The sequence below is a fragment of the Bifidobacterium adolescentis ATCC 15703 genome (genome assembly GCF_000010425.1).
Classification (GTDB): Bacteria; Actinomycetota; Actinomycetes; order Actinomycetales; family Bifidobacteriaceae; genus Bifidobacterium; species Bifidobacterium adolescentis.
The window spans coordinates 1,149,553-1,168,334 of sequence record NC_008618.1 but is presented as its reverse complement, the minus strand read 5'-3'; the positions used below and the strand labels follow the sequence as shown (position 1 = coordinate 1,168,334).

The 18,782-nt window shown below is 60.8% G+C and carries 17 protein-coding genes and 1 riboswitch; of the genes, 9 read left to right on the top strand and 8 right to left on the bottom strand.

Features of this window, described 5'->3' with window-relative positions:
* Nucleotides 1-604: 604 nt before the first annotated feature.
* From BAD_RS09275 to BAD_RS05025, 3 genes are all read left to right on the top strand, one after another.
* The gene (locus BAD_RS09275; protein WP_231836948.1) at nucleotides 605-1,039 is read left to right on the top strand and encodes a zeta toxin family protein; all 435 of its coding nucleotides are present in this window, start codon (nucleotides 605-607) and stop codon (nucleotides 1,037-1,039) included.
* An 815-nt stretch (nucleotides 1,040-1,854) separates the two neighbouring features.
* Nucleotides 1,855-2,220 carry a type II toxin-antitoxin system RelE/ParE family toxin gene (locus BAD_RS05030; RefSeq protein ID WP_041777330.1) on the top strand — a complete coding sequence of 122 codons (366 nt, stop codon included), beginning with the start codon at nucleotides 1,855-1,857 and terminating at the stop codon, nucleotides 2,218-2,220.
* A complete protein-coding gene (locus tag BAD_RS05025) occupies nucleotides 2,217-2,525 on the top strand; it encodes a helix-turn-helix domain-containing protein (protein ID WP_041777329.1) in 309 nt (102 codons plus the stop codon). Before BAD_RS05030 ends, BAD_RS05025 begins: the two co-directional genes overlap by 4 nt.
* A 120-nt stretch (nucleotides 2,526-2,645) precedes the next feature.
* On the opposite strand, the gene BAD_RS05020 is transcribed toward BAD_RS05025, so the two are convergent.
* The gene (locus BAD_RS05020) at nucleotides 2,646-3,953 is read right to left on the bottom strand and encodes a tyrosine-type recombinase/integrase (protein WP_011743295.1); all 1,308 of its coding nucleotides are present in this window, start codon (nucleotides 3,951-3,953) and stop codon (nucleotides 2,646-2,648) included.
* A gap of 120 nt (nucleotides 3,954-4,073) precedes the next feature.
* Here BAD_RS05020 and BAD_RS05015 point away from each other — a divergent pair, with 120 nt between their 5' ends.
* Both BAD_RS05015 and BAD_RS05010 read left to right on the top strand, forming a co-directional pair.
* The gene (locus BAD_RS05015) at nucleotides 4,074-4,400 is read left to right on the top strand and encodes a Fic family protein (RefSeq protein ID WP_217268744.1); all 327 of its coding nucleotides are present in this window, start codon (nucleotides 4,074-4,076) and stop codon (nucleotides 4,398-4,400) included.
* Between the two features lie 352 nt (nucleotides 4,401-4,752).
* The gene (locus tag BAD_RS05010) at nucleotides 4,753-5,682 is read left to right on the top strand and encodes an AEC family transporter (RefSeq protein ID WP_011743293.1); all 930 of its coding nucleotides are present in this window, start codon (nucleotides 4,753-4,755) and stop codon (nucleotides 5,680-5,682) included.
* Nucleotides 5,683-5,695: 13 nt separating this feature from the next.
* Here the strand turns inward: BAD_RS05010 and BAD_RS05005 are convergent, their stop codons facing one another.
* The 7 genes from BAD_RS05005 to BAD_RS04975 all read right to left on the bottom strand — a co-directional run bounded on the left by BAD_RS05005 (nucleotide 5,696) and on the right by BAD_RS04975 (nucleotide 13,046).
* On the bottom strand, nucleotides 5,696-6,238 hold the full coding sequence (locus BAD_RS05005; protein ID WP_041777327.1) for a TIGR00730 family Rossman fold protein: 543 nt from the start codon (nucleotides 6,236-6,238) through the stop codon (nucleotides 5,696-5,698).
* Between the two features lie 59 nt (nucleotides 6,239-6,297).
* On the bottom strand, nucleotides 6,298-7,092 hold the full coding sequence (locus BAD_RS05000; RefSeq protein ID WP_011743291.1) for an SDR family oxidoreductase: 795 nt from the start codon (nucleotides 7,090-7,092) through the stop codon (nucleotides 6,298-6,300).
* A gap of 54 nt (nucleotides 7,093-7,146) precedes the next feature.
* Nucleotides 7,147-8,661 (bottom strand): acyl-CoA reductase, encoded by a 1,515-nt coding sequence (locus BAD_RS04995; RefSeq protein ID WP_011743290.1) that lies wholly within the window; start codon nucleotides 8,659-8,661, stop codon nucleotides 7,147-7,149.
* Entirely contained in the window at nucleotides 8,658-9,800 is a 1,143-nt protein-coding gene (locus BAD_RS04990) for a coenzyme F390 synthetase (protein ID WP_011743289.1), read from the bottom strand. Before BAD_RS04990 ends, BAD_RS04995 begins: the two co-directional genes overlap by 4 nt.
* 49 nt (nucleotides 9,801-9,849) lie before the next feature.
* Entirely contained in the window at nucleotides 9,850-11,244 is a 1,395-nt protein-coding gene (locus BAD_RS04985; RefSeq protein WP_011743288.1) for a solute carrier family 23 protein, read from the bottom strand.
* A gap of 73 nt (nucleotides 11,245-11,317) precedes the next feature.
* Nucleotides 11,318-11,420: riboswitch (TPP riboswitch) on the bottom strand.
* Nucleotides 11,421-11,527: 107 nt separating this feature from the next.
* Nucleotides 11,528-12,277 carry an ABC transporter ATP-binding protein gene (locus BAD_RS04980; RefSeq protein WP_231836936.1) on the bottom strand — a complete coding sequence of 250 codons (750 nt, stop codon included), beginning with the start codon at nucleotides 12,275-12,277 and terminating at the stop codon, nucleotides 11,528-11,530.
* A gap of 37 nt (nucleotides 12,278-12,314) precedes the next feature.
* Nucleotides 12,315-13,046, bottom strand: a complete 732-nt coding sequence (locus BAD_RS04975) for a hypothetical protein (RefSeq protein WP_011743286.1) — start codon at nucleotides 13,044-13,046, stop codon at nucleotides 12,315-12,317.
* 211 nt (nucleotides 13,047-13,257) lie between these two features.
* Here BAD_RS04975 and BAD_RS04970 point away from each other — a divergent pair, with 211 nt between their 5' ends.
* From BAD_RS04970 to BAD_RS04955, 4 genes are all read left to right on the top strand, one after another.
* Entirely contained in the window at nucleotides 13,258-14,130 is an 873-nt protein-coding gene (locus BAD_RS04970; protein WP_011743285.1) for a TrmH family RNA methyltransferase, read from the top strand.
* A 66-nt stretch (nucleotides 14,131-14,196) separates the two neighbouring features.
* Complete coding sequence (gene pheS / locus BAD_RS04965) at nucleotides 14,197-15,264, top strand: phenylalanine--tRNA ligase subunit alpha (RefSeq protein ID WP_003810298.1); 1,068 nt, start codon at nucleotides 14,197-14,199, stop codon at nucleotides 15,262-15,264.
* A 7-nt stretch (nucleotides 15,265-15,271) separates the two neighbouring features.
* Nucleotides 15,272-17,881, top strand: a complete 2,610-nt coding sequence (pheT, locus tag BAD_RS04960; protein ID WP_113736403.1) for a phenylalanine--tRNA ligase subunit beta — start codon at nucleotides 15,272-15,274, stop codon at nucleotides 17,879-17,881.
* Nucleotides 17,882-17,925: 44 nt separating this feature from the next.
* The gene (locus BAD_RS04955) at nucleotides 17,926-18,651 is read left to right on the top strand and encodes a DUF4190 domain-containing protein (RefSeq protein WP_021913349.1); all 726 of its coding nucleotides are present in this window, start codon (nucleotides 17,926-17,928) and stop codon (nucleotides 18,649-18,651) included.
* Nucleotides 18,652-18,782 lie beyond the last annotated feature (131 nt).

Genomic DNA, 18,782 nt, shown 5'->3' with positions numbered 1-18,782 from the left:
GTCGGAACCCCTGAGCCCTACTGCCGACTACGTTTCAGGGTTCAGTATAGGTACTAGGTGTACTTAAGGTGTACTTACGTCCGGAAAAGACACGACCCCCGCACGACTCGAAGGAGCCATGCGGGGGCCGTGTCGTATCCGTCGGGCCCGTCTATTGGGGCCGTTCGGGCAGGGATGAGATCCAGTCGTCGAGGTCACGCCGGCGGATGCGTTTGGTCGACGAATGGGCGTAGCAGGCGATGAGCTCGCCTTGGCGTATGGCCTGGCGGACGATCTTCTCGTCCCCAGTCCGGTCAGGGCGGCCGCTTCGGACACGCCCAATAGCGGGCGGTGCTCGATGGGCACGTAGGGTTTCTCCTTGGGGCCGGCCGTGGATGGTTTCCTCGAATCTGTCATGCCATGTGGCTATGCGTCGCGGGACCGGGCGCCATCGACGGGAAAGTCTTCTGGAACGCATGGAGGCCGGCATGGACGACGGCATCGAAAGAAAACCAACCAGACCGTATATCTCTTCCAACCCGGGCTTCTACCGCGAGGCCGGTCCCGTCGACTGGCTTCGCACGCAGGAGGGCGTTTGGCTCCGTTCCACGTTCCCGTTCAATTCATGCTGGACGCTGGACGTCTCGCGTATGGGGCCGCGCTGGCCGTGCCGCCGGTCCTGTCGCGGCTGGCGATGCTGGAACGCTACTACCGGGACCGTTCGGTCGGATTGCCGGCGCGTTGGACGCCCGCGGAGGCGCATGACAACGCGGTGGCGAACCTGCCCGCCACGGTCCGCGCCGTCGCCGCGTCGCTGCTGGTCGACAGGCTCACCGTGATCGACCGCGACGGCGGCGTCCTGTACGACGGCGCCGATCCGGACATGTTCGCCGGACAATGGGAGCGCGGATTCCACAGGCCGTTGTCCGCCGTGGAGACGGCCGACGCGCGCATGCGGCTCGCCAGGATCGGATCGTTGCGAAGCGTGCCGGGCGTCGGCACCGCATTGTCCGACCCGGTGGTGGCGTCCATCCGCCGGAGCCTCGACGACTTGGCCTAGAACCCGCCACTGGCGGCACACGTCCGCGAACGCCGCCAACCGCTCGCGTTCGCAGAGCGCCGCGAATGTGGTCGGCATGATGGCCTTCGACCGCCTCTCGGCGCGTGCGCGTTCGGCGTCCAAGCCGTGCGGCCGTTCCGGCATCGCCGTGCCGTCGCATGCGGCCGACATCACATCCATGGCCCAGTCGTAGAGCGTGGCGGACGGCGACAGGGACGTGACGCGGGGAAGCGTGGCCATGGCGTCGGCCATGCCCCGCCAGTTGAGCGTTTCGGCGGCTTGGGCGAACGCGTACCGCGTCTGCCGGTGGAGGAGATGGTCCGGCGCGTCGGAGTCGGGTTTGTACGCCTCGAACAGGCGTTGGAACGCGCCGTCGTCCACGGCCGTCGCGGCGAACCGGCGCGCGGGCGTGGCGTCCGGGCCGAGCCGGTGGGCCAGTGTCAGTCCCGCGGGTACGGGGTGGACCTCGGCGGCGGTCAGGTGCTTGCAGAGCAGTCGCGGCGTCTGTATGCCGTAGGAGGCGCCGTGGTAGTCGATGCTGACGATGATGCCGACGCCATGGCGGTCCGCCATCGCGCGGCCGAACATTGCGAAGTCTCCCATGCCGTCCACTCTAGCGTTGTTTCGGTCTTTTCTCCCATGCGTTCGCCCGTGATGCCGTCATGCCTTGTCGTCCGCGGGGCCGGTGCCGGATGCCATGTGGCCTCGGGCGTGGGGCGTCGCCTTTGGCGATGTGTTCTCGCGTGTTTTTTGCGGTATGCCCTTGCTGTTTCGCCGATTTGCGGGGACATACCTTATATGGTATATTTGCGGGTGTGTGGAAAGTTGAATTGGAACCCATAGCCGATTGGCTGAACACGCTCGACCATAAATCGCGGGTGCAGATACTCGCCGCCGTGTCATTGTTGGAGGAGCAGGGGCCTGACCTCAAACGTCCGATAGTCGGCAAGATAAAAGGGTCGAGCCTCATCCCCTCGATGAAGGAGCTCAGGCCCGGATCTTCCGGTAGAAGCGAGATACGCATACTGTTCGTGTTCGATCCGAAGCGGAAGGCGATCATGTTGGTGGGCGGAGACAAGCAGCGGAAATGGGACAAATGGTATCGGAAGGCCATACCTGAAGCCGAACGGCGCTATCTCGTATGGCTGGAGGAGCGGTACGGAAAGGAGACGGACCGATGAGCTACACACCGGAGCGGTTCATGGCCGACAGCGGCATCACCCGCGACGAGGTCGAGGCCGAGAAACGGCGCATGTTGGAGGAGATCCGGCTCTACGAGCTCAAGGAGGCCCGCAAGGCCGAACACGTCACCCAGAAGCGATTGGCGCAGGCCCTGGGGGTCAGCCAGAAGAGGATAAGCGTCATCGAGTCGGGCGACGTGGACCATATCAAGGTGGACACGCTGAAACGCTATCTCGAAGGCATCGGCGGAACATTGCACGTCACCGCCTCCCTGCCCGGAGGCAAGGAGCTGCGGCTCGTCTGAGACCCGCATCCGGCGTCATCCCCGGTTGGTCGGCGCGCGACGGAAGATCATGAAAGTCCCCATGCCATTCCGCGCCCATGGCCCACGGCCTTGCCGAATAGGCCGCGGGTCTTTTCGCGCCTAGCCCTCGATGGCCCTCTCCACGCCGTCGGTGGCGGCGACGAGCCGGTCGAGCTCGACGTGCGTGTAGATCTCGTTCGTCGTGCTGACCCTGCTGTGGCCCATGATGGCGGTGCGGGTCACGTCGTCCAGTCCGAGCCGGTTCAGGATGGTCGCGGTGGTGTGGCGGGCGGAGTGGGGCACGTACTCGTGGCCCAGGCCGACGCGGTCCAGGGCCCGGTACCAGCGCCTGCGTTCCACGCAGCCGGTCAGGGGCAGTCCCCGGTCGTCGTGGAACACGAGCCCGTCGCCGTTCACGCCGTGGCGTTCGATGTAGGCGAGCAGCTGGTCGGCGAGGGCCTCGGGCAATGGTATGGCGCGGCGGCCCTTCTCGGTCTTGGGGCGCGTGCGGTACATGCCGTTGCCGAGCGGCGTGCATTCGACGCCCTTGGGCAGTCCCTCGACCTCGCGTTTCGTCAAGTGCTGGGCCTGCCATTCGACCAGGATGATGAGCCGGTCGCCGTCGCGCCTGAGTTCGTCTTCGGTCAGGCCCAGCCGTTCGCCCTGGCGCATGCCGGTCATGAAGGCCAGCATCCACATGAGCCGCCAGGTGTCGTCGGTCTCCGCGGCGATGAGGTCGGCGGCCTGTTCGGGCGTCAGGGCGGCGCGTTCCTTCAACGCCACGCGGGGCGCGGTGCCCTTGACGGCGGGGTTGCGTTCGATGACGCCCTCCAATACGGCGTCCTCCAGAGCCTTGTGCAGGGTGCGCCACGCGCTGCCCGCGGTGCCGGAGCTTTTGCCCTGCTCGTCCATGACGTAGCGTTCCATGCGGCGGAAGTGCGCGGGCTTGAGCTCGTCGAGCCTGACGGCGCCGATGGAGGGGACGATGTTGTTCGCGATGACGGACGCGTACGTGCCCCAGGTGCGGGGCTTGAGGCGCGGCTTGCACACGTCCGTCAGCCAGTGGTCCATCCATTCGGCCACGGTGGGCGGCCTGACGTAGCCGACGCGGTGGGTGCGGTCGAACTCGGCCAGCTTCTCCTTGAGTCGCGCCTCGGCCTGCGAGCGTGTGCGTCCGAAGCCGGACACACGGTGGTCCTTGCCCGTCAGCGGGTCGGTCACCGTCGAGTACGCCCTGTAGCCCTTCGGCGTGGCCGATATGCCGCCGGTGCCGCGTGGCCGGCGCCCGCGCGTCTTGGCCGACACCCTCCCTTCCAGCTTCGCGGCGATTGACTTCAGGTCGTCGTCCATGAGTATCAGCGGTTCCATGGCGCCGGTCGAGTCGACCAACGTCAGCGTGTATCTCGGCATGTGTTCCGTTTCGTCCATGCCGTTTCGCTATGCGGCCATCCGCCAGGTGTACTTATTGGTGTACTTACGTCTGCCGGAGATAGCCGGATATAGCAGGAAAACGGCTTCCGGTTTCATCCTCGAAACGAGCCGATTTCGTTGGAAAATAGCCAAAAACGGCGGTTTTCCAACGAAGTGCGTTGGAGGTCGGGGCTACTTCCCGATCTGTTCGGACAGGTGGCGCATTTCGTCTTCCATCTTGCAAAGGACCACTCGTTCGCGGATGGCAACAAGCGCACCGCGATGTCGGTATCCCTCGCCCTCCTGGACAAGGAGGGAATCAATCTGGCCATCGACGATGACGCGGATCCTGCGGAGAACACGTTGTACAAACTGATTTCCGCACTGGTCACCGAAATTATCACGGAGGAGACATTCGTCTCGGAGTTCAGGAACGCGGGACGTGTTTCCGGACTCCGAGAGTAACTAGCGTACGTCATCCGGTTCCGACCACCGTGCCGCCGCGGCACGGTGGTCGGCCGCATCGCCCTTGAGTCCTACTGCCGACTACGTTTTTATTTCGACAGAATAGCTTAGGCCACTTATAGGTCACTTATGCGGTGGCTTTGAACGTATGACTCCCATACGAACCGTCACGGTTCGTGTGGGAGTCATACGTTATCTCGCGGCGTTTATTCGGGATTCTCCGGTAAAGCTTTAAGCTAGTCGTTTAGTTCGAGGCGTGCGGCATGGACATGCAAGTATCTTTGTGCGTCGTACGGTCACATTGTGTCGGGTGGTTCCATGATGCGTCGGCGATGCTCCTATACTCGGCCGTATGTTGTTCCAAGCTGGGTCATTGCTGCTCGTCATCATCAGCGTCTATCTACTTAAGCGCATCCATATCTTCTCTGACAAATCCTACAAAGTGGTGCAGGGGCTGGTGTTCAACCTCACCCTGCCATGCGCCATCATCATGAGTTTCGCTACGAATAAGCATCCGATGAACCTGTTGTGGCTGGTCGTGTTCGGCTTGTTCGCCTGCCTTATTCCGCTGTTCGTCGTGTATTTCGGCTCACGTGGCGACGAGCCACGCTACCGTGCCTATCAAATGCTCAACGCGTCGGGATTGAATATCGGCGCGTTTTGTCTGCCGGTGGTGCAGACCTTCATGGGACCGAGCGCAGGTCTGCCGGTCATTATGCTCGATATAGGCAACGCCATCATCGCCACTGCCGCATCCCTGACCATTACCCGCTCGCTGCTGCACTTGGGAAGCCCCACCAAAAACCTGCCATTGAGCCTGAAGATCAAGAATATCGCGCACGATTTCTACTCGTCCATTTCGTTCGACTGCTATATGCTCATGCTGGTGATCATGTTCGCCGGATGGAGTGTGCCGCATTGGATCGTCACGCTCATCACTCCGTTCGCCAACGCCAACGCTTTCGCAGCAATGGCCATGATCGGCCTGATGATGGAGATCCCTGACAGTCATAAGGATCGTTCGGAACTAGGCAAAGTTATCGCATGGCGATTCCTGTTCAGCATCATCATCGCATTGTCCGCATGGTTCCTGTTGCCGTTGGATGAACGTGTCCGAGAAATCATGGTACTGGCCGCATTCGCACCGGTAACGATTTTCTCCACAAAATTCACTGATTCGCTGACCGGTAACGCCAAACTCGCAGGCTTCTCGTTGACCGTCACGGCCGTTATCGGGCTGACGTTCATGACGATTCTGCACGCTGTTCTGCCGGTGGTCTGACGTTTGCCGATTCCTATGCGTTATGCGCTGCAATGACGCGTTCGATTTCGGTCAGATTAGACGCGAAATAGATACCATGCTGACGTTCTGCGGTGGAGAAGCCCGCATCGATCATGTGCTGTAGGAATGCCTTCATATCATCATAAAAGCCGTTGAGATTATAGAAGATGCAGGGTTGGGTCAGTTGGTCAAGACAAATTTTCGACACCACCTCACTGATTTCCTCCAACGTTCCCGTGCCGCCAGGGAAAGCGATGAACACGTCGCCAAGCTCAATCATGCGGGTCCGGCGTTCCACGATATTCGGCACGACAACCAGTTGGGTTAGGTTATGGTGTGCAACGCCTCTGTCCACAAACATCTGCGCCTCGATACCGGTCACGTCGCCGTCATGGGCGAGTACGGTGTCGGCGATCACGGCCATCAATCCTTCATCGGAGCCGCCATACACCAGCCTGTTGCCATTGTCCGCAATCCATATGCCCAATTCCTCAACGGCTTTCTTGTATATGGGATCGTTTCCCTCATGCGCACCGAGATACACGGTGATATTCATAACCATCCTTCTTTGCCGACGAATATGCTGGCGCCACAAACCAAAGTCAAAACCACGCTTTAACGCATCACCAAGCCCCCGTCGACGTGCAGTGTCTGGCCAGTGATGAATGATGCGTCATCGCTGGCCAGCATAGCCACGGCTCCGGCGATATCATCGGCGGTGGCGAGTCTGCCCAACGGGGTGGATGCGATGATACGCTCGCGTACATCCTCGGTGGTGGCACGGCTCGATTCGGTGCCAACGGTGAGCCCGGCCGCGATGGCGTTCACGGTCACGCCCCATGCCCCAGCCTCCTGCGCCAATGATCTGGTGAAACCTACCAACGCACCTTTCGCAGCGGTGTAGTCATGATACGGCACAATCGGGGAGTCGACGAGGTTACTAGAGATGTTGATAACGCGTCCTCCGGTCTGACGCCTCATCTGCGGCAGCGCTGCTTCGCAGGTGTTGTATGCGCCTTTGAGGCATCCTTCTAGCTGTGCCGCGTAATCGGACCATCCGATGGTACCGAAGGTCTTGCGATTGCGTGGGTCGAACGAATAACGGGCGAATGCGTTATTGACGAGAATGTCCAATCCGCCGAACGTTGCGACCACCGTGGATACCATGTCGTGCACCTGTCCGGCGTCGGTGACATCGGCCTTGCAGGTGATCACACGACCGGCCGCCTCACAATCGTCCATAATGCGTTGCGCACACCGCTTCGCACGCTCGTCATCGCTGACGTAGTTAATAGCCACGCATGCGCCGGCGCGAACCAGACGTAACGCGATCGCCGCGCCGATGCCGCGGCTCGCGCCAGTCACCAATGCGACACGTCCCTTCAACGGCAGAGAATCGGACTGCTGCATGGAAATTCCTTTCGTTTTTGGGTATACGTATTTCGTGGGATTGCTTGAATGTGATTATTCGACATCCATATCGAAACCATCACAGTACATATCGGTGTTACGTTCGATATCGACGGCATGCACCAGATCAAGCAGATTGAAGCCGCCGTCGTGATGCCAGCCGGATTTCGCGCGATTCATCTCGCCTACCGGGCAGATGCGGTCGATGCCGGTCTCGCCGACGCGTTGCGCCACGTCGAACAGCCGGTCCGGAGCGAGCGCCACACCGCAGGTCTGCAACCATTGCGCGTAAGGGCGCAGCGTGGGCAGCGCGTCCTCGACATGGTCCACCGCCACGATGTTGACGGTGCGGTTCAGTGGTGTGGACAGCGAGTCGGCCATGCCGATGGACGGATAGTACAGCACCGTCCAGTCGGTGCCCGAACGCGACTGCACCACGAACGGGTCGTCGGACGGCGCATCATCCGCGTTGCCGGCCGCGGCGGCCATCGGGCCGGCGCCCAGCATCAGCGCTTTCATCTGCGCGGTGGAACGCAACCGCTGAATCGCCATGGACTCCTCTTCGGACGGTGTGGAACGGGGATATTTGCGCTGCTGCCCGTCCAATTCGCTGGCAAGCAGTTCGGCGACCTGCGCCGGAGACATCGCGCCGCCACGTTCCACGAACATGGTTTGCGGCGCCAGACAGCTTTGCTGGTCGTATGTGGCCACGTCGATCGCCATACGATGCACGGTGCCGGCATACAGGTCGGCGCGAAGCGCCTCGCGGCCGATCAGCGAGAAGCCGATTTTCGCGCCGTAGCTGAGGAAAGGCTTTCCGGCACGTACGCGCGGGCGAATCGCCTCGGTGGTGTGCGACGAACCGTACGCGACCACCGCATCCGCCTCGCCAATCGCGGCATCCTCCAAATCCACGGTGCCGCCACGCCAAGGCACAATCGCCAAAGCGTCCGCCATATCGGGGTCGACGCTTGCCAGGGAACGGGCGAACAGCACCGGCATCAGCGGCTCGTCGAACGACGATTTGCCGAGAATCGCGCTTTTCGTCAGCAGACCCATCGTCATGCTCCACACGGGAATGCCCGGCACATTGCTGGAAAACACGTGGAACGACAATTCCGGACCGTACAGCCGCGTGTATCCGCCCGAACGGTTCGGGCGATACTCGTCAAGCATCTGCGGGCAATTCAACTCGTCATCCACGAAACGCAGCAGCTCACGCCGACGGAACATGCGCATGTACCGCTTCAATTCGATACGCACCATGGACGCGTCATAGCCGGTGACCGCGGGAATGAGCCGCTCCGCAAGCCGACGTTCCGGATATTCCGGATCCGTCCACAATTCTACGGCGCGCGCGATCACGTCGACGATCCCGTCCGTGGAATACCGCGCCAGTTTCTCGGCGCGATGCCGCCGCACCGACGCCGCCAGCGCATGCACGGCATCGGCGTCGAGACGGGGGAAACACAACGTCGCCGTGCCGCCATCGGACGCCGTGACGTTGCGTGTGTCGAAATCATGGAACTCGAAATCCCGCGGCGCGTGGAAAATGTCGACGTCGCTCATGCGTTGGCCGCCATCACCTCGTCGACGGTGATCGAACAGCCACGCGCCTCGGCGCCTTTCGCACGACCGTTCAGCACATAGCCATGTTCGGTGCGCACACCCAGATCCTCCGTCAGAATAGCCAGGCACGAATTCCAATTCGCCAGATCGTAATGCGCGATCACACCCTGCTCGCCATCGGCGACCGGCGTAAGCGAAGCCGGATCGAGGAACACCGAACGCACCCACGACGGCGTGGCTTTGAGATAATTCGACGAACCATCCGTGTAATAGGACAGGATGTTCTGATCGTAGATCTGCGAACTCAACTCCGTCATGCCATACATGTTCACGCAATGCGAGCGCTTCACGCCGAACACTCGTTCGAACGCCGCATACAGGTCGTCGACCGTCATGTCGGTGCGCGTGCTTTTGAAACCGCCCGTATCGAACACGCGGGAATCGGCGGCCAGAGCGTAGGTCTTGCCCTGCTTGTCCAGATAATCCAGCAGATACAGGTAGGCGGAGGAGGCGCCCATAAGCATCACCGGTTCGCCGTCGGTCGCGGCCTCGTCGAGGAAGCGCTCGACACCTGTGAAATCAAGGCCATCCTCATGGAAGAAGAAGCCGCTGCCTTCGGCGCCGCACTGCTCCACGGCGCGGGTCAGATATCGGGACAGCGACGAATGCTCGTTCATGTCCCATGCGGGGGAGAGGACTGCGATGCGGATGCGCTCGCGGTCGGGCATGATGAAATGCCTGAACGGCACGATCATCGACTCGTCCCACACTTGCAGGTCGGGGTGGAAGTTGCGCCCGCGTTGACCGGGATGCGTGGTACCGCTGGTGGTGAACACCGCTTCGCAATCCTGTTCGGGCACGGAGGTGAGCGTCAGCATTTTGAAGCCGTCCACCGGCATGGGGGGAATCTGCATCCAGTTGGCGAGCGTCTGCGGCGTCACGCGTTTGGACATGCAGTAGGCGCGGTATGGGAGGTTGTGCTCGAATTGAAAGGCGAAGATATGCTTCGCCAGCGTGTCGAACGCCTCATCGGGCGCCTTGCCGCAGCCGTATTGTGCGATGAAGTCGAGCACCTCCCGTTTGATGGTTTCCTTCGTCTCGTCGATGTTCGTGGATTCCTGCGATTGCCCCATGCTCATGCCATGTCCTTTCCGTCGTATGGTTGTCGGATTATTCGGATGCTTTCGATTATTCCGCTTGTTTCGTCCGCTCGTCTGCGTGTTGTGCGATAAAGTTCGGCAGGTCGATGATGAGGGCCTTGAGAATCACGACGCTGAACGCGCCGACCAGAATCGAATTCGAGAAGAACACGTGCGCTCCTCCTTCAAGACCACTCAACGCGTTCGGCAGGGCGATGCCAAGCAGCAGGGAAAGGCCGATCACCACTTGGGTGCGGTCGTCGCTTTCCACCTTGCGCAGCGTGTTGAAGCCGGTGCTGATGAGGCTTGCGGCGGCCGGCAGGAAGATGGCGCCGATCACGGGAGATGGGATGAGCGACAGCACTGCGCCCGCCTTCGGAATGAAACCAAGCACCACGAACACCACGCCGGCAATGATCACCGGCACGCGGGTGCGGGTCTTGCCTTCGTCGGTGACTTTGAGCAGCGCCACGTTCTGCGGATACGCGGTGGTGGTGAAACCGCCGATCAGCGAGGAGATCGCCGAACCGGCGGCCTCTCCGGCAAGACCGTAACGCACCTGGCGGTCCTGGAGCTTCGTGCCTTGGATCTCCGTGGCCGCCTGATACACGCCGAGGGCTTCCATGATGGCCACCAGATAGGCGATGAAGAACGGTACGAAAATCGCCGCGTTGAAATCGAAACCGCCATACGGCATGAACTTGGGCAGGCCGAGCCACGGCTTGGAGGCCACCGCGGAGAAGTCGGCCATGCCGAACGCCAGAGACAGCGCGGTGCCCACGACCAGTGCGATCAGATACGACAGCGCCTTCACCATGCCCTTGCCGAACTGGGAAAGCACCACCACCAGCACGCAGGTGATGATGGAGACGGCCAGCGTCTTCGGATCGGCGGAGCCCTTGTCTCCCGGCGCGCCGCCAAGGAACTCGCTCAATGTGAATCCCGACAGGGAGACGCCGACGAGGAAGATGATCACGCCCGATACGATCGGGGCGAACAGGAACCGCAGCTTCTCGATCACACGCGTCAGGCACAGCACCAGGAAAATCAGCGAGCTGATGAAGATGGACGTGCCGGCCGCGGCAAGTGATCCGGCGGTGCCGGCGGCGATCATCAGCGCGTCGAACGCCGCGGAAGGACCCTGAACGATGGGCAGGCGCACCAGTTTCGTGGCCTGGATAAGCGTGACCAGGCCGGAGACGATGAAAATGGCGTTCACCATGTTCGACGACAATGCCAACGGCAGACCGATGGCGCCCGCCACGAACACCGGATCAAGCCACACGTTTGATACGAGCACATGCTGCAATCCCAGCAGGGCGTTCTTCGGCGTGACCTTCTTTTCGGCTGACGAACCGGCTTCCGCCACGCTCGTTTCGGTTTTCTTTCTGGTTGCGGCATCGCCGTGCGGCTGCGTCTGTGTCGATGGCTTTTCGTTGGCCATGGTGTCCCTTCTCGACTTCCATTGGGTATGTGCACAAGCCGAAATACAACGGAGATCGTCTCTACGGGACGCGACGCGTTTTGCCGGTACTGTTCCTACGCAAGCATTACCTTGATCAGGTCAAGGGTCCGGGCGGTCGCCCGTCTCAGCCGTATTCGGCACCCCTGTACTTCGACGCGCCCAATCATAACGCCACCGTCCAACCGAAACAGGAAAAAATACGGCATGCGTGTCCGTTGCATGGGGACGCATGCCGTATTTCTTTTCGAGAAGCTGCCGACGCTTATCTGCGACGCCTGATGGGAGCCAGCTCGAACACCTCGTCGGACGTCTTCGCCACTTCCGGACTGTGCGTGACGATGATGACGCAACGATGCCCATCATGCGCCAACGTTCGGGAAATACCCATGATGTCGTCCTGGGTGGCCAGGTCGAGATTGCCGGTCGGCTCGTCAGCGACGATGATGGAAGGGCCGTAGCTTAGCGCGCGGGCGATCGCCACACGCTGCTGTTCGCCGCCGGACAGGTGCAGAATCCGCTCGTTCGCGTATTCCTTCGGCAGATGCACCTGTTTGAGCAATTCTTCGACGATTGCTTTCTTCGGCTTGTCGAACGATTTGCCGGACGCGTCCATCGACAGGATGATGTTCTCCGCCACCGTAAGGTTCGGCAGCAGGTTGAAGCTTTGGAAGATCACGCCGCTGTCATGGCTGCGAAAACGGTATCGGTCTCGTTCCGACAGGTCGGTGCCGTCGACCAGCACCATCCCTTCCGTGGGATTCGCCAGTCCCGAGATCAGTGATAGCAGCGTGGTTTTGCCTGCTCCGGACGGTCCGGTGATGGCATGCACTTTGCCGGCTTGGAAATCGTGGCTGATGTTTTTCAGCACGCGTTTGCCGCCTTTGGTGTAGGCATAACTGACGTTATCCAGCTGCAGCGTAGGCGGGCCGGTCTGCTGCGATTGTGCGCCGTTGGTCTCGACGGCTTCTTTTGCGATTGCCGTATTGGCGGTATCCGCGGAATTCGTTGTCATGGGAGGTCCTTTCCAGAAAAAACGTGCGATTGGATTGTCAGGAACGGTCGGCGAGCGATTTGGAGATGATGGCATCGCCATCACTGCTCGCGTCATAGCCGAACACCTTGCCCTTCACCATGGTGAAGCTGCCATTGGAGGCGTTGGCGATGGCCTCGTCGCTGGAGAAGCCGATTAGGGAGAAATCGCCGCTGACCATGCCCGCGCCGTCTTTGCTGCCCGCGACGTCGCCCATTTGTCCGTCGGGGACGCCGGGCTGTTCATCCTGACGGTTGCCGTTATCCGTACCGGCGGTATCAGACGAATCCTTCATATTGGACGAGCCGGACGAGCTGGAGGAATCCGAACCGGACGAATCGGTGACCGGCTGGAAATCGTCGGTCGCCGCCAACCCCGTGGTCTCCATATAATATGTGGATTTCACCGCGGATGAAGCCTTCGCGTACTTCTGATAGTCGGCAAGCGAAAACTGCTTGTCGGCCAAAGCGGAACGCATGGCGTCGAAGTCAGGTTTGGCGGAAGCATCGGACGAATCGGAATCCGACTTGGACTGCTCGCGCGATTCGGAAATGAGTTTGCCGCGATCAAGGCTGATCTGCGCGGTGACGGTGGTGTTATCTAATCCGCTGCTTCTTGCGGTGGCGGCCGCCTGCCGGATGGATAGGCCGATTGTGGCGGCAGCGGCGATGATGGTCACGATGACGATGATGAGCATATTGCGTCCCTTGTTGCGGGTGACGCTTTTCCATGCGTTTTTGACGACGAACATGGCTGTTTCCTTATGTGTTTCGATAGATATGAGCGATTGATGGTTCCGCGCCGCTCGCGATCGGCGTTTATGCTGATGGTAAAAGTTGTATCTTGGCATACAACAGAAAGACGCTTTGTTCGCGCTGGGATGTGGCTGGATGTTTTCTGGACGCCTCGAAACATGACATGGCCGCGTCGCCAACCGCTTCGAAGGTGTTAGGCTAACGCGTATGCCTATGAAATCCGAAGTCATTGCAAACCCAAGGGCCGAACGCGTCCGCAGGGTCTCCGAACTTGCCGACAGGAAAGGCCGCAAGCGGTCCGGCAGGTTCATGGTGGAAGGACCGCAGTCGGTACGTGAACTGCTCTCCTGGCATCCCGACATCGTCGAGGATCTGTATGTGGAGGTCGTCTCTGCCGAGCCGGACGCGGCTTTCATCACGCCTACCGTGGCGCAGATGGCCGGCAAGGCCATGCAGGCCGGTGCTTACGTGCATAAGGTGACGCATGCCGTCATGCAGCACATGAGCTCCGACGCGCAGGGAGTGCTCGCCGTCGCCGACATGCGCGCTTTCCTCGATTCCGCCGTCATTGATGGCGATTTCGACGAACGCACGATGGTCGCCGCGTTCTGGCAGGTGCGCGATCCGGGCAACGCCGGCACCGTGATTCGTTCCGCGGATGCGGCCGGTTGCGCGGGCGTGGTGCTGGTGGACGACTGCGTGGACATCTTCAACCCGAAGGTGATTCGTTCCACTGCTGGCTCGCTGTTCCATCTGCCGGTCGTCTCCATGGGTACGGACGAGTATTTCGATTGGTGTGCGGAACGTGGACTCGCCGTGTACGCCGCCGACGTGTATGGTACCGATGCACGGCCGCCGGAACCGCTTACGGACGTGCTTGCCGTACCGCAATCACTTGCGCAAGCCAAGACGGTGCTGTTCGGCAACGAGGCGCGCGGGCTGACCCAGGATGTGTTGGAACGCGTCGACAGAATCGTGTCGATTCCCATCTACGGCAAGGCGGAATCGCTCAATCTCGGCACCAGTGCGGCGGTGATGCTGCTGAGCTTGGCTATGTCGAGTCATGTTGAAAGAATGTGAAGTCGTAAAAACGTTGGAATTGCGCGTTTTATGCGTAAAACAAACGGTTGATAAGAAAGGTATCTCGTGGCAGAGGGTGCGGTATTCGACGCCCAAGCGGTAACCGATGCGGTTGCCGAGGGCATCGCGAAAATCGAAAACGCCTCCACAATGGAGGAATTGAAAGCCATCAAGACGCAGTACGCCGGAGCGGAATCCGCGATGACGCAGGCCAGCAAGGCCATCGGCGCGTTGCCGAAGGACCAGAAGAAAGACGCCGGTAAGCTCATGGGCAAGCTTCGCGCCGACTTCGGTCGTGCGTTCGGCACCAAGGAAAAGCAAGTCAAGGCCGAAGAAGAGGCCCGCGAGCTTGCTGCCGAAACCGTGGATATGACCTTGCCGGTCAACCGCAAGCCGCTTGGCGCCCGCCATCCGCTGCCGAAGCTGATGGAGGATGTCGAGGACTTCTTTATCTCCATGGGCTGGCAGATTTCCGACGGTCCGGAAGTGGAAACCGAATGGTATGACTTCGACGCGCTGAACTTCGGTCCGGACCATCCGGCCCGCCAGATGCAGGACACCTTCTACGTCAAGGGCAATCAGGCCAAGGACGCCGCGGGCTTTGTCGGCTCCAACATGGTGCTGCGCACCCAGACCTCGTCCGATCAGGTCCGTGGACTCATCACCCGTGGCGTGCCGCTGTACATCGCCTGCCCGGGCCGTGTGTTCCGTACCGACGAACTTGACGCCACCCACACCCCGGTGTTCCATCAGGTGGAGGCCCTCGCCGTGGACAAGCATCTGACCATGGCCGATTTGAAGGGCGTGCTCGACAAGCTTGCCGTGGCCATGTTCGGCCCGGAAGCCAAAACCCGTCTGCGTCCGAGCTACTTCCCGTTCACCGAGCCGAGCGCCGAGCTCGACCTGTGGTTCCCCGATAAGAAGGGCGGCGCCGGTTGGCTTGAATGGGGCGGCTGCGGCATGGTCAACCCGAACGTGCTGAAGTCTGCGGGCCTCGATCCTGAGGTCTACACCGGCTTCGCCTTCGGCGTCGGCGTGGAGCGTACCCTGCTGCTGCGCCACGACATCAACGACATGCACGACCTGGTGGAAGGCGACGTGCGATTCAGCGAACAGTTTGTGATGGGGGAGTGATTGACCCATGCCAATGGTTGACATTGATTGGCTCAAGGACCATGTCGAGGTTCCGGAAGGCCTTACGTACGAACAGCTTGCCAAGGATCTGGTGAAGGTCGGCCTCGAAGAGGAAGAGATCCACACCTCCCAGGTCACCGGCCCGATTGTCGTCGGCTATGTGGTCGACGCCACTCCGGAACCGCAGAAGAACGGCAAGATCATCAACTGGTGCCACGTGGACGTCGGCGACGAATACAACGAGACCGATGAAAACGGCAACAAGGTGCCACGCGGCATCATCTGCGGAGCTCCGAACATGGCAGCCGGCGAGAAGGTTGTCGTGACCCTGCCGGGCGCCGTGCTGCCAGGCGATTTCAAGATCGAACCGCGCAAGACCTACGGCCACATCTCCAACGGCATGTGCGCCTCCGAGCGCGAGCTTGGTCTGGGTGATAACCACGACGGCATCATCCTGCTACGCAAGTACGGCTTCACCCCGGAGGAATACGAAAAGCTCCAGCCGGGCGATGACGCCATGCATCTGCTGCACCTGGACCAGCCGCTGCTGGAAATCAACATCACCCCGGATCGCGGCTACGCGTTCTCCTACCGTGGCGTGGCCCGCGAATACCACCATTCCACTGGCGCCGTCTACACTGATCCGGCAACCGCCCTCGGCAAGAAGGCGCCCGTCACTCAGGGTCTGCCGGAAGGTGTCAAGAGCGACATCGAAGTGATCGTCGACGACAAGAATCCGATTCACGGTGTGGTCGGCTGCGATCGCTACTACGCGCGCGCCGTGCGTGGTTTCGACCCGGCGAGCCACACGCCGAACTGGATGCGCCGCCGCCTAATCCGCGCGGGCATGCGCTCCATCTCTTTGGCGGTGGACGTCACCAATTACGTGATGCTTGATCTCGGCCAGCCGATGCACGCCTACGATCTGGACAAGATCGAAGGACCGATCGTCGTGCGCCGCGCCAACGAAGGTGAGAAGCTCACCACATTGGACGGCAAGGACCACGATCTGAGCGTCGAGGACCTGCTGATCACCGACTCGCCGAACGGCGAGCGTGGCTCCCGTGTGCTTGGCATAGCCGGCGTGATGGGTGGCCTGTATGGCGAGGTCACTGCTGAAACTAAGAACATCCTGCTGGAATCCGCTCATTTCGACCAGGTGTCGATCGCGCGTTCCGCACGTCGTCACAAGATTCCGTCCGAAGCGTCCCGTCGTTTCGAGCGTGGCGTGGATGATCAGCTGCAGCCGGCTGCCGCCCAGATGGCCGCCGAGCTTCTGGTCAAGTACGGCAACGGCGAGCCGAGCGAGCACCCGACTGATTACAACACCGTCTGCAATCGTCGTCCGATTCTGTTCAAGGCGTCCGAAGTGGCCCGCGTGGCGGGACTGGACACTGACGTGAACACCATCAGCGACATTCTCACCGATATCGGCTGCACTGTGGCCGGCGGTGGCAACGGTGAGTTCTCCGTGACTCCGCCGAGCTGGCGTCCGGACCTCAACGAACCGTGCGATCTGGTGGAGGAAGTGGCCCGTCTGGTCGGCTACGATGAGATTCCGGTCACCGTGCCGCCGGCACCGGTCGAAGGCAAGGTCGGACTGACCGCCGAGCAGCTGCGCAAGCGCCAGGTGGCCGACGAACTCGCCGAATACGGCATGGTGGAGACCCTGAGCTATCCGTTCGTGGGCGACGAAGACTACAAGAACTTCGCACTTGACGCCGACGCCACCAAGAAGGTCAGCGTCGAAATTGCCAACCCACTGGCCGGCGATCGCCCGTTCCTGCGTCGCGACATCATCCCGACCCTCGCGCAGACCGTGCAGCGTAACCTGCGCCGTGGCGTGGAAAACGTGTCGCTGTACGAAATCGGACACGTCTACCTGTGGGATCCGAACGCTCCGGCGATTCCGGCATTGCCGGGTGCCGTCAAGCCGACCGACGAGCAGTTGGCCGCGCTTGACGCAGGCCTGCCGGACCAGCCGATGCACGTCGCCGGCATTCTGACCGGCAACGCCGTCGACTCCGGCTGGATGGGCGATCGCCGTGCCGTGGACTGGTCTGACGCAGTTGAAGCCGTGCAGCGTATTTCCGACCGCATCGGCGCAAAGCTCACGTTGGACCAGCCGAAGGCTGAGGACGTACCCGCGCAGTGGCATCCGGGCCGTGCGGCACGTGTGATGGCAGGTGACACGTTCGTCGGCATGGTCGGCGAGCTTCACCCGCATGTCAACGAGGCGTTGGGCTTCCCGGCCCATTCCGCCGCGTTCGAACTGAACCTGACCGCGCTGTTCGCCACCTTGAGCGGCAAGCCGGTGCAGGCCAAGCCGATTTCCACCTTCCCGCCGGTCAAGCAGGATCTGGCCTTCACCGTGTCGACGGACGTCACCGCCGCCGAACTCGAGAAGACCATCGTCGAAGCCGCCGGCAACAGCTTGGAGAGCATCGACCTGTTCGACGTGTACACCGGCGACCAGCTGGGTGAGGGATTGAAGTCCCTCGCATACGCCGTCACGTTCCGCGCTGAGGACAAGACGCTGACCTCCGAGGACAGCGAAGCCGTTCGCAAGCGCATCGTGGATGCGGCCGCGAAGCTGGGCGCGCAACTGCGTGCCTGACACGTCAAGTCCATCGAAGTAACCAAAAAGATAAAGAGGACGACATGAACGAACCGGAGCAGAACCAGCCGATCAACCCCGACGAAGGGCAGGAGGCGGCCGGGGCTGCTCCGGTTTCGTCGTCTTCGTCGTCGGACCAGTCGGCACAGCCGGAATTCGGACAGTACAACCAGCCTGAATATGGCGCGATGTCCAACCAGTATCCGGCGAACTACAATCCATACATGTATGGGGCTCCCGAACAGCCCAAGCCGGCGGACGATGCACAACAAACGGCGCAGCAGCCGCAGACGAATCCGTATATGCAGAACGGGTATCCGGCGAATCCATATGATGCATCGGGACGGCAGCAATCAGGCCAGCCCAATGGCTATCAGTATGGACCAAATCAATACGGGCCAAACCAGTATGGGCCGAATCCATACCAACAGCCCGGCATATATCCCATCAACCCGAATGATCCCAGCCAGAACCCCCTGTACGGCCATTGGGATAGCTATGCGATCATCTCGTTCGTGTTCGCACTATTCCTGCCGGTACCGGTCATCCCTGCGGTGATGGGCGCCATCGCCATGTGGCGTACCAAAAAACTGCATATGAAAGGCTACGCGCTTGGCGTGGCAGCGCTGATTATCAACGTGCTGTACACCATTGCGGTGATTTGGATGACGGTTCACGGCATTTCCACAGCCGATTTGTATAACCAGATGATGCAGTACATGTTCGGTGGCAGTGGCCAAAGTGGTGATTCCAGCTCGATTTCCGCCTGAAACCAATCTTTTTATGTTCGTCTGAACGGTCCCGTTACGGGCGGTGACCACTATCCGACACGATTGAACTGCATAATTATGCAATGTAGTGCATAAAGTGTATGCTGAATGTGTTTCAACGAGTCAAGGAA

Bases quoted from the DNA above. Each gene is read 5' to 3' on its own strand.
- BAD_RS05010 (WP_011743293.1), top strand. From the start codon at position 4,753: ATGTTGTTCCAAGCTGGGTCATTGCTGCTCGTCATCATCAGCGTCTAT.
- BAD_RS04990 (WP_011743289.1), bottom strand. From the start codon at position 9,800: ATGAGCATGGGGCAATCGCAGGAATCCACGAACATCGACGAGACGAAG.
- BAD_RS04995 (WP_011743290.1), bottom strand. From the start codon at position 8,661: ATGAGCGACGTCGACATTTTCCACGCGCCGCGGGATTTCGAGTTCCAT.
- BAD_RS04975 (WP_011743286.1), bottom strand. From the start codon at position 13,046: ATGTTCGTCGTCAAAAACGCATGGAAAAGCGTCACCCGCAACAAGGGA.
- BAD_RS09275 (WP_231836948.1), top strand. From the start codon at position 605: ATGCTGGACGCTGGACGTCTCGCGTATGGGGCCGCGCTGGCCGTGCCG.
- BAD_RS04970 (WP_011743285.1), top strand. From the start codon at position 13,258: ATGCCTATGAAATCCGAAGTCATTGCAAACCCAAGGGCCGAACGCGTC.
- BAD_RS05000 (WP_011743291.1), bottom strand. From the start codon at position 7,092: ATGCAGCAGTCCGATTCTCTGCCGTTGAAGGGACGTGTCGCATTGGTG.
- BAD_RS04985 (WP_011743288.1), bottom strand. From the start codon at position 11,244: ATGGCCAACGAAAAGCCATCGACACAGACGCAGCCGCACGGCGATGCC.
- pheT (WP_113736403.1), top strand. From the start codon at position 15,272: ATGCCAATGGTTGACATTGATTGGCTCAAGGACCATGTCGAGGTTCCG.
- BAD_RS05020 (WP_011743295.1), bottom strand. From the start codon at position 3,953: ATGGACGAAACGGAACACATGCCGAGATACACGCTGACGTTGGTCGAC.
- BAD_RS05025 (WP_041777329.1), top strand. From the start codon at position 2,217: ATGAGCTACACACCGGAGCGGTTCATGGCCGACAGCGGCATCACCCGC.
- BAD_RS04955 (WP_021913349.1), top strand. From the start codon at position 17,926: ATGAACGAACCGGAGCAGAACCAGCCGATCAACCCCGACGAAGGGCAG.
- BAD_RS05005 (WP_041777327.1), bottom strand. From the start codon at position 6,238: ATGAATATCACCGTGTATCTCGGTGCGCATGAGGGAAACGATCCCATA.
- BAD_RS04980 (WP_231836936.1), bottom strand. From the start codon at position 12,277: ATGACAACGAATTCCGCGGATACCGCCAATACGGCAATCGCAAAAGAA.